This is a genomic window from Alteromonas sp. 14N.309.X.WAT.G.H12 (assembly GCF_036697315.1).
Classification (GTDB): Bacteria; Pseudomonadota; Gammaproteobacteria; order Enterobacterales; family Alteromonadaceae; genus Alteromonas.
Genome location: NZ_JBAHZB010000080.1, coordinates 1 through 15,971 on the forward strand (window position 1 = coordinate 1; position 15,971 = coordinate 15,971).

Consider the following 15,971-nt stretch of genomic DNA (forward strand, 5'->3'; position numbering starts at 1 on the left):
ATTACTCATCATTTCATGCATAACCAACTTTACCTTTGTACTGAAAGAGAAGTTAAGCTGCTGTTTCCCGATGTAGAAAAAAATAGTATTAAAATCGACTATCCTGAGGAAATTATTATTCACGAAAAATCTGAAAATGATACTTTTTGTGAGCTTTTAGAGGCCTACAGAGGAACTGTTTTTAATCGTACAGACCTCAAGTTGATATCAGATGATGACAAGCTAAAAATCAAAGAAAAATATCAATCGCTATCGTTGTTTCTTAAAAATATTAAAGGACTAGAATAATTTGAGAATAGAATTAAATGAATCAAGAATAGTAGCCGCTCTCGCAAAGCTAATCGGTGAGCTAGAAAGCCAATATCATTTTAACTATTCCAATCTAAAATCTCTTTGGGAGATTATTGAAACCTTAGATAGTGATAGTTTCTGCCAACTCCATAAAAATGTATATTTCGCTGATTTCTTGAGAGAAATTAAACTTTTAGATAATAGTGTCCAACTACAAAGTAACACGCTCGAAACAGAACAGAGAGACGTACTATCTTCTAATCTTGAAACGCCTTCCGAGTCTTCTTCTCTCTATGAGGATTTTGACCAATCAAATACTGATATAAAAACAGAAGAAGATAAGCTTGCAAAAAAGGTAGAAGAGAAAAAGATAAATGAAGATTTTGATGTTCCCAATTTATCTACACCTCTTGATGAAGTCAATCTCCCAGCTAAATACTTGAAACTGATCAAAAGACTCAGAAATGTCGGGTTTAATAATTCTAGCTTTAATCTTGGCGATACATTTGGAGATCTTATTGATCTGAGCGTCTCCGAAATTGCCTCGCTTAATGGTGTTGGAGCTTCATACGTCGACACTTTCAAAATGCTTAAGTCTCGAGTCCTTAGCAAGGCAAATTTTCCTATAAATCAAACATCCAATACGAAAAATGAATTTGATATCTCGAAAATAGACACATCAAATTTTCTAGTATGTTTAGCTGGTGTTGAATTTCGCTTTATAAAACCTCTAGAGAAGTATGCTCGATATATGGATATGGAGTTGTCAAAATTAATGTCTAACTTTGACCTTATTCTAGCCCTAGATGCCTCGAAATTAATCAAGCTACGTGGTTTTGGTCAAGGTGTTGTAGATGCTCTGGTGGATTTCAAAAAAATTGTATTGAAGGAAATCCAAAAGATATCGATGGGTACAAAAAATTACCTATCATTCGAGTCGGATATAATTGTTCCCCGCTTGGCAAATGAGATATCGCTTGGAGAAATAGAAAAACTGCTTTTAGATGACATAGATAAATATCTCGATAAACTTGCTGAAGGTGATGCCGAGATAGCACAACTACGCTGGGGCTTTGTAGAAGAAAAAGCTACATTCGAAGAAGTCGGCGAGATGTTTGATGTTACAAGGCAGCGCATGCAGCAGAAAGAAAAAAAAATAAACGACCAACTCCTTCTCAATTTGCGTTTAAAACCTGAAACACTCTGGAAATTCTTACAACCCCAAATGCAACCTTTTTTGAAAGATAAAGTGAAAAATCTATATGAATGTTTTTCTTCCGAAAAGGCCTTCTATGAATTTCTGGATATTGTTTGCGAAAAGGATAACCTTTACGAATATGTCTATCCAGAATTCGACAAAAACATATTAAACTCTTATTTTGCAGAAAACGGCGCACCAGTGCACTTAGATGATGCTATTACCGTACTCGAAGATTTAGACCTTGAGGGAATCCAAAATTTACATAACATTATTTTAAGTCTAAAAAATCAGGGGGTAATATTAATTGATGACGATCAATTATCTCCTAGATTACTAGGTAAGTCTGAAGCGGTTGCTTGTGTGTTATTTGATCATCAGAAAGGCTTACCATGGCAGGATATTGCGAAACTCGTGAACTTTAACGGTTATTCACGATCGGAAATATATGAAGATAGGCTTGATTCTGAAGCGTTCAAACACAAAGACTATATCTATCTTGCTGGTAAAGGACTTTATAAGCACACTCGATTTATAAATGCAGAATTGATACACCTTGATAATGTGTTTGCTGAACTCGATAAATATTTTGATGCTACGTCCCGTGACGTTGTTCATCTCAATCAGTGTTATCACTCATCAGACTACCTAAAGCAGTTTGATTATTATGAGATTCGCCACTTCGTTAAGCATTTCGGAGAAGATTTTGGTTATTTTTTTGTTGGGCGCTCACAATCAGACTCTGTCGGGAAGGAAAAGGGTTTTAAAAACATTACTCAAAGGGAAGTTATCTTAGAAGCGATGCAAAATGCTGGGAAGCCAATAACTAAACCTGAAATAGCAACTTTATTAAAAAGTAAAAGCCTTGCCCATGCTGCATTTTATCTAGACAAAATGGTTGAGGAAGGACGCGTCGCACAAGTTGAACGGCAGCTTTATTCAACACCTCAGCTAGCGTATAGAGATATTAATGTCCCCGCATATTTAGATTTAATGCAAGAAATACTTATGAAATACGGATTGCCTCTAGATACATCTATTTTTCAAAAAGAAATAAACAATAAACTATCAGTCAGTTATTCAAAATACTTTTACCTTGGAATTGCCAGATGCTACGCATCCCAAAGAGGATGGCACAGAGCCCATGGTCTATTCAGCCTTATGCCAATAAAGTTTAAAAATATCAGAGATGCTCTGAGCACTTTTTGTAGTCGTGATATGCCGCGGGACGAAGCTGTGTCACTTCTAAGAAAACATATAGCAATAACCAAGGAGAACGCTAATAAAATTGTACAGTCATGGAAACATGACCCCTCAAATTGTAAATAGCGATTATTTATTACTTAAATAAAATACCAACCAAATAATGCTTAACCAATAATCCAGTAAGTAGGAAATATAGGGGATGTAAATGGAAGTGGATAATGAACTACCTGAAAAAAGAGTCTCATAAAAGCTAGACTGGGTAAAGAGGTGGTGCGTTAAAGTCGGTTAGCAGAGCTAAGATATCAAGCTTTTCGTTTAACAATGATAATACGCAAGGCGATCGAATCTCTTGAAGAGATGGGTGAGCTAGTGGAGTATCTTCACTTCAGCACCGCTTTGACAACGCCGTAAACATGGACTTGAAATATGGTCGTTCAATCTGTCATCCGTTTACGATACCAACATCAGCAGTTGCTAGTTGATTTTAATGTGTATTAACAGCAACTAATTTCAATTAATGCCTATCGGAATTTTGCTGCCTTTAAGTTGTATTAATATGGAGTTATTTTTGTTTATTATCGCAACTACTCTGATTATCAGAGGTTTCTGTGAACAGCAACTATTTTCACTTTTTTACATTGACTCGTTCTGCAGCTAATCGGTGACCTTCTTACTTTGGAGGATTTTATTTGAGCGAATTTCAGGTCATCGCTACCGCGAAAGCCGGAGTCTGTTTAAGACAAGTAGACGCTCAACGCCACCTAAAGCGGTGATTAAAAGTTAACTAACGGGTGAAAAGTTAAGCACCCATTTTGGTATCCATTCCTGGGGGTTTCATTGATACTGCTTTTTGTGCAAATACTGGGAAAGTGGCACCTAAGTACAATGCCGCGATCCAAGTTGTTACGTTTCCAGAGCTCGTTGCGAATGCTGTAATTATTAATGCACAGGTAGGCAGGATTACAAGCTTAACAAAATAGAATAATTTACACAGGTCAGTTCGTTTCGATATCTCTATATTCTGTCGTTGTATAAGATCAACAATAAAAGGGAAAAAACCACCAAACAAACCGGCTAAGTTAATGAAAGTATCCTTAGCAATACCAAACCCTAGAAGAGTAATTTCAGTAGACACGATTAAGTAAAGCCCCCATAAACCTCTCAGAAACACCAGCTGTTTTTCTGTATTTTTTTCTTGTGCTGAATAAGCGATGTCCAGCTCTATCTGTTCTATGGCGTTGTACAATCTCGTCAGAATGCTTTTGTATAATTGCTATGATTTGAGCCTCAGATAACCCGGTCTCTTTTGCAATACCTTGCAAAGTCCGATATTTATAATCTTTGTTTTCTAGAGAATTAAGTATCTTCGAATAAATTGTAACTGGCTTTCTCTTAGCTTTTTTCTTTGCAACGTGCGCCACAACTCCTCCTTGGTTTATAACGAGTTAGTAAAGCGCGATTTACGCGTTTTTCTGCCAACTAATCGCAAAACTTTTATACTTTCAGTATTGATAGCAAATTATCTATCATATTGCTACATTAAGAAAGAATGGTGATCGGGATAACATCGTCTAAGAACAGAACCCCAACATCTGTAAAACGTACAAGCCAGATTTTTGCTCTCGCACAGATAACGAGCAAATAATTGCGCATCTTTATCTTTAAGTCGCATTACCACTGGTCTATTTCTCGCTTTTACCTAAGCCAGTTTGATTGCTTTCAAGACGATTAACATCAACTAATTTTGAGTTTTTTCCCGCACGTTGTAGTGATTTTATGGGTATAGTGAAAAAACCGGAGACCACGAATTTTCCCCATTTTTTCGGATTGACTAGGAGTAAGAATGTATAAGCAAGTTTATGATGCCAAAGGCAATCACACAGGGACATTTGATGGGGAATACGTTTATGATTTATCTGGCAAGATTTTATATCGTGTAGATAATGATGAAGTTTACAATACTATAGTACCCTGTAAGTATCTCGGCAGCTATGAAAATGGTCAAGCGACCAAAATTGATGGTTCAAGCCTTTTTCGCGTAAGTGACTAAGTTTTAGTTAGTTTTTTAGATATTAATATTATTAGCATTTAGTCAGGCTTTTTTAGTCAACTTACGTTGAGATTATACCCTTAGGAATCGGATTCTCAGGGTAGTCTTCAACCGCAGCTAAGAGCTCATTGAAACGAGCGTACTTGAGCAGATTCGCTTTAGCCATTTTGTTGATATGCTTAGAATAGTAATAGTCCTCCAAAATCTCTTCACAAAACCCAAGTAACTCACTTGCTCTCAATTTGGGGCATCCTAAACCTCTTACCTGAGTAAGTTTTTCAACTATGGTTTTTATGCTTGCGTCAAGTAAATCTAATTTTTCTTTAAAATCCCTGGATGCTGTCACTTTGTCACCAGTGGCTGATGCTCTAGAGGCTAAGTAACCTTTTTCCTTGGCAATATCCATAAGCCCATTATTAGAAATAATTTCAAATAGCGTAAAGTTTCCAATCTCATAGTTATTTTTATGGGAAATGTCTAGAGTTAGCTTTTCATCCAAATATTCCCTGAAATTTAAGGCTGACATTTTGGTGTCGGAACCTTCTTTTTGAAAATCTTCAAGTAAATGCTCATATAGACTCATGTTTACTGTAGACTGATGGACGCCTCTAGTAAGCTCCAACTCTTCAACGACTTTACCCAGTTCTTGCCTTTGCAAAAACAATGAGCCAATGAGTAGGACTATAGTCAGAAAGGAGAAAATCGGGTTTAGCAAGCCGCCAACGAAATCTCCGAACTGTGCAAACATCTCCTGAGTGCCGAGTTCTCCGGAAAAAGTAAAGAAATACAATCCAAAAACAATGATCATAAATATCAGCGCAATACCGAATACCGAGCCTAGTAACCAGTAAAATCCTTTACTTATCTCTCTACTTGTATTTTCCTTCGCCATAAAAATCCTTTAATTACCCAGTAATAGTGATGCAAGTCCACAACGAACAAGACTATACAAGTCTTACTATTTAGACCTGTCCCCTATTCTTCTTAAAGTTCTCCGCCTGCTCGAAAATCTCCTTATACACCTCATCGCGGTCAACAGGTGGGTAGCCGTGCTTGGCTAGCAGTATGATTAAATCCACTTTCAACTCTGCTTTGATATCGTCGCGCTGGCTCCAGTCCGTGTACTTCGCTTTATCATCGACTACGTTTTTCACGGCCTTTGAAAGTTCTAGCAATTTATCGTCTGGATAGTTGAAGTCATATTTAGCCGCTAAAGCAAGCAGGATGTCGTAGAACGCTTTCTCCTCGAAGTTGATGCCCATATCTTCAAAGGAGTTCATTTCGCTTCTGAGGTCGTTGTACATGTTGATGATTTCGTCCGAAAAATCTTCCAGTACATTGCTCACCAGCACGTCTTCTTCTTTTCGCTCGTTATATTTTTCGACCAGTGATTTAAATCGCTCTGAAAAATCAAAAGCTTTAGTTTTATTAACCTTTTTAAACTCTCCTAAAGCTTTTGCCAACATCTGCTGAAGTAACTGAATTTTGGTATTAGGCAGCTTTATCTTTTCTATCTTGGCAAGGTAATCATCGTCGAAGATATCGATACCGTCCTGCCCCTGTCCAAGCTTAAAGATTTCTTCAACGCCATCAGCCATTAATGCCTCGGTGATCATTTCGCGTACTTTGGCATTCATCTGCGCGGTATCTGGCGCATTGCCTTTGGTTAACTTGTACACGATGGAACGCACTGCAAGATAAAAGTGGAGCAGGTCTCGTTCTTTCTGGTTTAGCTTTTCACTGCCACAGCAGACGTCGTAGGCTGCTTTTAACCGCTTAACCAACGCCATGAAACGATGTTCGAGCTTTTTAGTTTGTAGTACGAATTCAGCGGCGTTATTTAAGCAGTTTAACTGCGCAATAGGTTTACCAGTGAAGTAATCGCTGGCATCAAAGCCGTGGGTTAGCTTCGCAAGCAAGTCTAGGTGGTCTTTCACCACCACGACAGACTGGGCTATATCTTCAAAATTGGTTTCATCTGTCTTGGCATATTGGGCCAAGGCTTTATTCATCTGGCTTTTAATACCGATGTAATCCACCACCAAACCTTTGTCTTTGCCTTCGTACTTGCGGTTAACACGAGATATCGTCTGGATCAGGTTGTGGCGTTGTATGGGTTTGTCGATGTAAATCGTGTCTAGGAATGGCACATCGAAACCGGTTAACCACATATCCACCACAATGGCGATTTTGAAATTGGACTTTTCATTTTTGAATTGGCGATCAAGCTCTTTGCGATCCTCTTTGGTGCCGAGTAAATCCCACAATACCTTGGGATCATCCTTGCCACGGGTCATTACCATTTTTACCCGCTCTATTGGCTTAATCTTTTTCTTTTCTTGTTCGGTCAGTGTCGCACCGGCTTCGCACTCTAATACTTCAAACCATTCGGGCCTTATGTCTTTCAGTGCTTGATAGAACTGCCAGGCGATTTCGCGACTGCTGCACACGAACATGGCTTTGCCTTTAATAGTTGAGCCTTCTAGTAGTCGCTGCTCATAATGCGCCACAAAATCTTTCGCCAAAGCTTCTATACGGTCAGGGTCACCCAGAATAGACGTCATGTTCGCTGAGGCTTTCTTACTTTCCTCTATCTGGTGTTCGTTACTGCCGTCTTCGGCGCATTGCTGATAATAGGCTTCAATCTCTTCTAACTTGGCGTTGTTCAATACCACTTTGGCGGCACGGCCTTCATACACAATGCGCACGGTGATTTCGTCTTTGACAGACTCTGTCATGGTGTAGCTGTCGACCACCTGACCAAATACATGCAAGGTGGCGTCTACCGGTGTGCCTGTAAAGCCCACATAAGTGGCATTGGGCAACGAGTCATGCAAATACTTGGCAAAGCCGAAGGTACGCTTTACGCCTGCGTTGGGACCTTTCTCCACAATGCGAAGCTTTTGGTCCAAATTAGTCTGGCTGCGATGCGCTTCATCTGAAATGCAAATCACATTGCTACGTTCGGTTAATAGCTGTGTATCTTCAGTGAATTTGTGGATGGTGGTTAAGAACACACCGCCGCTGTTGCGACCCTGCAGTTTGGCGCGCAAATCAGAACGGCTTTCTACCGATTCCACAGTCTGGTCGCCAATGTAACCTTTAGCATTGGTAAATTGTTGCGAGAGCTGGTCGTCCAAGTCAGTTCTGTCGGTAATTAGCACAATGGTTGGGCTTTCGAACTCGACACTCTTCATTAACAGGCGTGTTAAAAACTGCATGGTAAAGCTTTTTCCGCATCCCGTTGCCCCAAAGTAAGTACCGCCTTTACCGTCGCCTATTGGCTTTCGGTGGTCTTTGATGTTTTGGTATAACTTTCTGGCGGCGTAATACTGCGGATAGCGACAGACAATTTTCACCTCATGTTTTGAGGTGTCAGGAAAGAACACAAAGTTACGTATCACATCGCGAAGTCGCGCTTTATCAAACAACCCTTCCAACATGGTGTGCAGTGAGCTAATACCGTCTTTTTCAATTGACTCGTTACCTGTCACTTTACGCCACGCATAAAAGAAGTCGTATGGCGCAAACAGGCTACCCATTTTGTTATTTACGCCATCGCTGATGACGCATAGCGCGTTGTAAATAAACAACTGTGGGATGTCTCTGCGGTATCGGGTAGTAAGCTGAACATAAGCATCGTGGATGCTCGCTTCTTCGCCACGAATGGCGCTTTTAAACTCAAACACCACTGTCGGTAAGCCATTGATATAAAGAATACCGTCAGGAATACGAAGTTCGCCTTCTGCACCTTCTATTTCAAGCTGATTAACGATTTTATAGATATTGCTGTCTTTAGTGGCTGAAGCTATCGTTTCGAATTCAAGGTGTTGCTCGGCGACCTTTTGTTGACGGTTTTTTTCTATAAGGTTTGTTTCGTGCTTGTCGTTTAGTAATGAAGAAAGCAGTGACTCGACCACGTTATCGTAATCAATAAGCTGAATATACAAGTCTTTCTGGGAGGTTTTGCCTTCTTCGCTACTTGCTTCTCGTTTAAGTAAGAAACCATCACTTAACCACTTACAAAAGGTTCTATTGCTTTCGTATAGGTCGCTGGCAGGCAGAAGCTCAATCTGGCGTATTATGCTGTCGATTTCACCGCTGGTAATATCATCATCGGCATACCGCTTGGCTAAAAACGCTTGCAGGTCATCTTTGATAATAACGTCGGTAGGCGCACGTGCAATCTGACTACCGGGCTCATAAGGATATCCCTGTCCTTCTAGTAACTCGATAATTGCCGCTTCTAGTTGAGCTTCAGTAAACTTCAATTCATAACTCCTTTTATTTCTCCTTATCTAAAAAAACATCAACCCCAAGCTTCTCGGCAAAATTTCTATTTCTACGATGTGCCCGCGCCCCTATTTCCGATAGCTTAACTATTTCCTGCTGTGCCCAAGCTATGCGCTCTCGTGTTTCAGGATGGATGATTCGTATCTTTTCTCTTAACCAAGACCCATGCACAGTTTCTTCATATTCGGCAGGTACATCAATTTTGCTATACGTCTCTCCCACTAGATAACAATAAAACTTTTCTATCTTATGGACACTGTAATTTGCAATTAATGTGCAATAATTCGGAGTCTGGTGCATATAGTCAGTAAGCGTAACATCTGGCGCCTTGAACTCGATCAGTACGCACTTGCCTTCCTTCGCAAATATGAAGATATCTGGGCGCTTGGTAATTTTTAGCTGATACTTTGAGATTTCTTCTTTAGGAATATCCTTAAGCAAATATTCTCCTGACTCCGACTTGATCTCATTTAGAGGCATATCGGAACAACCATCAAAATGAACAAACTCTTCATCAAATATCCAAAGATCATTAAGCTTGCCCCCAGATTTCCGTTTGAAAATCAGATCATGCACAAAGCCTTCTTTATCTCTTCGCTTTTTACCACTTGAAAGAGGCTTTGACTGAATAACCAAGTCTTGCTTCAATATTTTGTCTAACAAATTCGCAACCAACTCGCGCCTGACAACATATTTTGAGAGTTCTTCTTTGTTTTGTGCGTCAATCAAGGAAGACAATTCAGCTGTTTTCTCTTCGAGTTCATCTTGATAAGCAGAATCTGTCGGATCCATATGATTTAACTGATCTAGGACCTTCCTTGCCTCGTTACTTTTATCTGCAACATATTTTGCTTCTTCAATGTGCAATTTTTTTACTATGGTTTCATCATCGTCTGTAAGCTTTACTGACTTTTTGACACTCAATGCAATGTGTTTAGATATTCCCAATTCTCTTGCCAGCGACATCACTTTTCTTTCTGTGCTCTCCTGCGCTTTCTCCACCTCCTTGTATATAAACTTAAGTTGTTTGTTTGCTTGCTCTTTGATGTCATCAAGGTATACCGCCGCCTCACTCCCAAACAATGAACTTGATATTTCTTTAACAGACGATTTATTGGGAATAACAAACGAATCTACAGCGTGATTCACATTATCAGGGCTATCTAAATAGTCACCAAAAAACGCAGTAACCATCTTGTTTCCAAGATACCCATTACTCTTTCTTAAAACGGGGTTTTTGACTTCCTCTACGGGAATGTCTTTGCTGCACAGAAACGCACCATGAATATCGATCTCATCTGCTGGAAATGTAAAAACACACCAGTTAAACCTTTCAGGTTCTAAATCTTTGGCATTTCGCCAACCGATTTTACCTTTATCATCGAACGGTTCTTGATAATTAACTTCAAAGCATCCTTGGTCACTTGGCGCAGGAAAATTATCTGGATTAATCGTCACCTCTTCTGATTTTTCTATTTGGTACGAAAATTTTACTTTAATTTTTGGAAATAACTTTCCCTTGCTCCTTTCCAAATAAGCGCGAAGAGCAAACTGGGACTTTACCCAAGAAATAAAACTACTAAACTTCAGTCCAGAATAGGTAGCTTGGTCTTGTTTATGATTCCTCAAGTGCTTCAAAGTTAAAGTCGTAAATGGTTGCTCAGATTCAACTTTTATTGGAGAAGAGTCATCATAAATAAAGCTTTCTTTATTACTACTAAACGTTCTCAAATAACAACCATCACCTTGGAAATAAATACTGCGAAATGACACTTCACCAAAACGATGTAAATATTGAAGCCTTCCAGACCCTCTATTATTAAAACCTTTCGACTTATCTAATAGCCTTTCATATCTATAAAACGACTCATCATTAAAGCCTACGCCTGAATCGGATATCTCGATAAAGTCTAAAATTTTCGAGTTTTCATCTTGATCATTAAAGTGCAGATTAATCGCTATTTCTCTTTCTTTGCCATCTTCTAGCTGAAAGATAGACTCTAGAGAGTTGTTGATTGCTTCCACAATTGGGGAGAAAGGATTCGAAGATGCTTTGATTAAGTTTAGCATTCCATGCAAGTCACTCAGTGGGTTCTTACGCATTTACGCAACATCCTTATTTAACTTCAGTTCGCCCGAAATTAGCCTCGGAAGCAATGTGTCTCTCATCTTTGCCAAACTTTTTATTTCAGAGCCTGAAACTGTCATTTTCTCAAACATCGGCTTGCAGACTCGGTCAAAGATGGGCAGTAACCTTTCATCTTTTGGTAAAGATAGGAAGAAGCTATCAAAACAGCTATTTTGAACCCGTTGGCGTCCAGATGAACCGACCATATTTTGAATACAATGTTTTCTAAATGAATCTAACCTAGACAAACACGCAACATAGGGGTAATTAAGTGCTCCACTGCCTCTGATAACGATGAATTCTGTCGATCCAAATCCAACTTCACCGTCTTTAAGAAAGTCAACCAACGCGGTCTTACCATTTTCGAGGCATGGAGTTATTCGTGCGAGCAGCACGTCGTTTTGCTGGAACTTAGCGCCTCCATTAAATTCTTTTTCAATAACATCTTCGACATGAAAGCCATTAGTAGGAATGGCTTTCATGTCAGCAAACCTTGCTGCCTCACCTTTCGAAAGTTTGACTTTTGGATTAACAATCAACGCTTGCGATACTGGCTTACAAGTCCAACCCTTTGGCATCCAACCATCGATACCGGCAGTTTGTTCACCTGTTTGCTCAAACTCGCTTGGAAATAGGCTTCTAATATGTTGTGGAAGTGGCTGAAATTCTGTTAGTACATGGGCTTTTTTGCGAACTTCCACTCGATGGGCCAACTCCTCGGGTATCGGGTTACCTGCCGCTAGCGCGTTATCCACAACTGGATCAAAATCGATAAACCAGCTTTTAAACAGCGCCTGTGCCATTTGTTCCAGGGTTTGGTTGGTTTTCCTATTTAACTCGATACGTTGATCAAGTTCGCCCAATATTTTAGCGATGCTTTTTTGGGTTGTTAAAGGAGGTAAGTTAATTTCGAACTTTGAGCAATCACCTACTCTAATATGGCTAACTACCGAGCCTGATCCCTCATGCATTCTCAATTGGTGTTGCAGATCAGGCGACAAAAAGGAATAAACAAGAAAATCAGGATCTAATTTTGTCTGGTCAGCCCTGTATTGCATTAGTCTTTGTCCTAAGAATAACTTCTCTTCTGACTTAACTATTCCTACCTCACCTAATGGAGCTTCTCGAGTTAACAAAACATCATTTCTATTTACGGTTGCTCGTCGCGTCCACTTTAGATATGTATCCTCTGTTACGTAAAAGCAGTTAGACGTATCGACTCTGCCATTTTTGACATTGGGAGTTCTCAGCATTTTAAATTCAGTTGGAAATTCGGACTTGGGCGCAGTTTTATTCACGCAATCTACAATTAACTCGCAAACCTCACTTATTCTTACTCTAGGCCACTCACTTGCCATAGCCCAACTCCACTAAATTCTGACGGATAGCATTGTCTAGCTTCTCAGCCTCATCCATCTGCTGATATAAAGTCTGGCTTAGCTCTTTCATCTTCACTTCAAACGGAACACCATCATCTTCAATGGATGCGGCACCGACATATCGACCTGGCGTTAACACATAATCGTTGGCTTTGATTTCGTCTAAGCTTGCCGATTTACAGAAACCTGCAACGTCTTCATAAGCATTAAGCTGCTTATGCTCTTGTAGAAGCTCTTGTGTCGAAGTGTCGTCTAGTTGTTCGGCAAGTGCCTGTTCGATGGATTGTTTATCCTGTCGCCATGCATGGTAGGTGTTGGCGATTTTAGCGATATCCTCGCTGGTAAGCTCTTTATGTACACGGCTAATCATACTGCCCATTTCGCGGGCATCGATAAATAGCGTTTCGCCTTGTCTGTTGCGGTAGCCTCGCGCTTTTTCTTCGCGTTTATTCTTGCTGATAAACCACAAGCAGACCGGAATTTGTGTGGTGTAAAACAACTGACCGGGCAGCGCAATCATACAATCGACCAAGTCGTTTTCGATGATTTTTTGACGAATAGCACCTTCACCACTGGTGTTTGAACTCATTGAACCATTCGCCAACACAAAGCCTGCTGTGCCGTATTCGCTAAGCTTAGAAATCATATGCATGATCCACGCATAGTTAGCGTTGCCTGTAGGCGGCACATCAAAACCAGCCCATCGAGGATCGTCGGTAAGTTCATTATCGGCACGCCACTGCTTCTGATTAAACGGCGGATTCGCCATAATGTAATCGGCTTTTAAGTCTGGGTGCTGGTCTTTAAAGAAAGTGTCAGCGGCAATGTCACCGAGGTTGGCTGAGATACCACGAACTGCTAGGTTCATCTTCGCCAGTTTGTAAGTGGTATTGGTATATTCCTGACCGTAAATGGAGATATCTTTGCGATTACCTTTGTGGCTATCGATAAACTTCAACGACTGCACGAACATACCGCCTGAACCACAACATGGGTCGTATATCTTGCCTTTGTAAGGCTCTAACATATCGCTGATTAAGGTAACTACTGACTTTGGTGTATAGAACTCACCACCGCCTTTTCCTTCGTTGGCAGCAAACTTACCAAGGAAGTATTCATAAACTCGGCCTACTAAGTCTTCCTCGCTCATATCACATTCATTGGCAACGGTGTTGATGTTATTGATGGTGTCAATAAGTGCGGCGAGCTTGCTTACGTCCAACGACAAACGCGAAAAGTAGTTATCGGGCAATGCACCTTTTAACGATGGGTTGGTCTTCTCAACAGTGTGCAATGCAGTATCAATCTTTACCGCGATATCGTCTTGCTTGGCTTGTTTTTGAATCGTCGACCAGCGAGCTTCTTCGGGTAAGTAAAACACGTTGTCTTTGGTATAAAATTCCACCATATCAACATAGTCGCCCATGCCTCCCGCTTTAAGCTTTTCTCGCTGCGCTTCGAATTTGTCGCTAATGAATTTGAGAAAAATAAGGCTGAGTACTATATGCTTGTATTCTGCCGATTCGACACTGCCCCGAAGTTTATTAGCGGCATCCCATAATGCTTCTTCAAAAACGATTTCTTTCTTATTCGCTGCTGACTTTTTTGTTGTTTTACTCATTGCTTGTGTCCGTATTCTTTTTCCATTCACCACTAATGCAGGTTCGTATTTTCTGCACTATCGGCTATATTGTTTGGTAATTTTTGTAGTAACTGAGCCATTTCTCTATCCGGCCAAATATAATCTTTCTGACCTTTGACGCCGCAAGGCCTGTGGCTTAAATCTGCGCTGTATCTGTACGGGCTTATATCCGCTACCGCCGTGTTCTTGTAATACAACCCATAATCAATTTCCTGAGCCACCTGATTCATCGTACCTTGTACCGAACGATTACAGTTTGTATCGAACGTAAGTGGTTGGTAGTTCGTCGCAGCGGTATTAATCAGCTCAGGCGGCATATCACTTTTTAGCAAGGTGTTTATAAACACATCGTTAAAATGCCAATCAAGGTTCGCGAAATCTTTCTTGGTCAGGCACGGAATAAACAACGTAAAACGTGTCGCATCATGCACTGCAATGACACATTGCCTGCGCTGAATAGTGATGAGGTTCGCATGCCAGTTGAGCCACTTCGCCTGAATGCCTATAGCACTCGCAGGTTGTTCTGTGGCTTTCACCTTCTCAGGTAGCTTGGCGTAAAGTTTCTTGGTGCAATGGAGGATCACTTACTACCTCCAATTCCGTTGTCTTTAGCTTCATACCCCGGTGCAATCGCCAAATTTTTCACGTTGTTTAGCGTAAACCGGTTTTGTAGCCAAAGTTGGTATTCCGCACCTTTTAGTGTGCCGCGCTCGGTACAGTCAACATTCCACCTCCTTAATAGGTAACCAGCCATTGCCGCTCGCACTTCGATAAGCAATTGCTTATTATCCATGCCGTAGTCCATTTCTATCGCGGTAGGGTGCTCAACGTTCTTTGGGTGCGGCACAAGCTGAAGTGGTATAAGGCGCTGCCATTCGGTATCTGCTTGGGCGCTTTCTTCTTCATTCGGTGCCTCTTTAATGGTTACCTTGCTAATCCGCGTCAGTACGAAGTCACGAAAGCTTTGACTCTTACGATCAAAGGCACGAACGTGCCAGCGTAGGCCATTGTCCACGATAGAGTGCGGTACAAGTTCTCTGGCACCGGAGCCGCTAGAAAGTGACGTATAGATAACGCTAACCGCTTTGTTATTGATAATGGCCTGCACCAGACGCGCAACAATAAAGATGTCGGGTACATTCAGGCTGGACGGAGCTTCTACTGGGAAATGGATATCACCTATTGCATCAAACCCATCGGAGATATCGTTGGCGAGTTTGGTTAAGGTGCGCCTTGCATCGTGTTCGAAGACAGGTTTGAACTGAGGTGTCTGGAAGTATCGCTTTTCTCGCGAATCGTAAGACAGGTTATCCGGTGCAAGCTCTTTGTAAATGCTAAAATCTCGTGAACCTGCCGACAACCCGACCTGAAAACGATTAATTAAATCCTGACGGTAAATCGCACCTTTGAACAACAGGCAAAAGTCGATGTAGGCAAGGCGTTGTTTTTGAGCAAAGCTGATAGAGTCGAGCATCGTCCCTGTTTACGTTTCTAAACTTTAGCCCAGTGTGGTTTATTTTAAGACGGTTGTAAAGAAAACACGTAGTAACTTATCTAAATTAATATCGCTATTTAGTCCCAAGGCGGTTGCTCTTGGAAATATTCGAAGGCGTGGTTTAACGAGCAGACGGTGAGTGGTTCAGCAGATTTCTTAACAATTGCAACGACAGCGCGAACCAATTCGACAGAGTGATTCTTATTTATTTCGAGCCTGTAACAGATTCTGTGTAACTGCCATTAGTTAATATGCTTTTCGAGGCGTTCCTCGAACTCGATAATAAAAC

The 15,971-nt window shown here is 40.7% G+C and carries 12 protein-coding genes; 3 read left to right on the plus strand and 9 right to left on the minus strand.

Annotation, left to right across the window (positions count from 1 at the left end; all coding sequences use genetic code 11):
• Together V5298_RS15705 and V5298_RS15710 are read left to right on the plus strand one after the other, a co-directional pair.
• Window positions 1-288: hypothetical protein (locus tag V5298_RS15705; protein WP_332932393.1), on the plus strand; the 288-nt coding region annotated here is incomplete at its 5' end.
• A gap of 1 nt (window position 289) precedes the next feature.
• Complete coding sequence (locus tag V5298_RS15710; protein ID WP_332932394.1) at window positions 290-2,818, plus strand: sigma factor-like helix-turn-helix DNA-binding protein; 2,529 nt, start codon at window positions 290-292, stop codon at window positions 2,816-2,818.
• A gap of 676 nt (window positions 2,819-3,494) precedes the next feature.
• On the opposite strand, the gene V5298_RS15715 is transcribed toward V5298_RS15710, so the two are convergent.
• Window positions 3,495-3,830 (minus strand): hypothetical protein, encoded by a 336-nt coding sequence (locus V5298_RS15715; RefSeq protein ID WP_332932395.1) that lies wholly within the window; start codon window positions 3,828-3,830, stop codon window positions 3,495-3,497.
• Window positions 3,820-4,116: a hypothetical protein gene (locus V5298_RS15720; protein WP_332932396.1), complete on the minus strand. Its 297-nt coding sequence runs from the start codon at window positions 4,114-4,116 to the stop codon at window positions 3,820-3,822. The genes V5298_RS15715 and V5298_RS15720 overlap by 11 nt, the downstream gene beginning before the upstream one ends.
• A 422-nt stretch (window positions 4,117-4,538) precedes the next feature.
• Here V5298_RS15720 and V5298_RS15725 point away from each other — a divergent pair, with 422 nt between their 5' ends.
• Window positions 4,539-4,745 (plus strand): 4-fold beta flower protein, encoded by a 207-nt coding sequence (locus V5298_RS15725; RefSeq protein WP_156085781.1) that lies wholly within the window; start codon window positions 4,539-4,541, stop codon window positions 4,743-4,745.
• Window positions 4,746-4,806: 61 nt separating this feature from the next.
• On the opposite strand, the gene V5298_RS15730 is transcribed toward V5298_RS15725, so the two are convergent.
• The 7 genes from V5298_RS15730 to V5298_RS15760 all read right to left on the minus strand — a co-directional run bounded on the left by V5298_RS15730 (window position 4,807) and on the right by V5298_RS15760 (window position 15,661).
• Window positions 4,807-5,637 (minus strand): hypothetical protein, encoded by an 831-nt coding sequence (locus V5298_RS15730; RefSeq protein WP_332932397.1) that lies wholly within the window; start codon window positions 5,635-5,637, stop codon window positions 4,807-4,809.
• A gap of 70 nt (window positions 5,638-5,707) precedes the next feature.
• The gene (locus V5298_RS15735; protein ID WP_332932398.1) at window positions 5,708-9,016 is read right to left on the minus strand and encodes an HsdR family type I site-specific deoxyribonuclease; all 3,309 of its coding nucleotides are present in this window, start codon (window positions 9,014-9,016) and stop codon (window positions 5,708-5,710) included.
• A gap of 13 nt (window positions 9,017-9,029) precedes the next feature.
• Complete coding sequence (locus V5298_RS15740; RefSeq protein WP_332932399.1) at window positions 9,030-11,141, minus strand: hypothetical protein; 2,112 nt, start codon at window positions 11,139-11,141, stop codon at window positions 9,030-9,032.
• Complete coding sequence (locus V5298_RS15745) at window positions 11,142-12,524, minus strand: restriction endonuclease subunit S (RefSeq protein ID WP_332932400.1); 1,383 nt, start codon at window positions 12,522-12,524, stop codon at window positions 11,142-11,144.
• Complete coding sequence (locus V5298_RS15750; RefSeq protein ID WP_332932401.1) at window positions 12,514-14,166, minus strand: class I SAM-dependent DNA methyltransferase; 1,653 nt, start codon at window positions 14,164-14,166, stop codon at window positions 12,514-12,516. The genes V5298_RS15745 and V5298_RS15750 overlap by 11 nt, the downstream gene beginning before the upstream one ends.
• Window positions 14,167-14,198: 32 nt before the next feature.
• On the minus strand, window positions 14,199-14,771 hold the full coding sequence (locus V5298_RS15755) for a DUF6933 domain-containing protein (protein WP_416351190.1): 573 nt from the start codon (window positions 14,769-14,771) through the stop codon (window positions 14,199-14,201).
• Window positions 14,768-15,661 carry a WYL domain-containing protein gene (locus tag V5298_RS15760; RefSeq protein ID WP_332932403.1) on the minus strand — a complete coding sequence of 298 codons (894 nt, stop codon included), beginning with the start codon at window positions 15,659-15,661 and terminating at the stop codon, window positions 14,768-14,770. The genes V5298_RS15755 and V5298_RS15760 overlap by 4 nt, the downstream gene beginning before the upstream one ends.
• Window positions 15,662-15,971 lie beyond the last annotated feature (310 nt).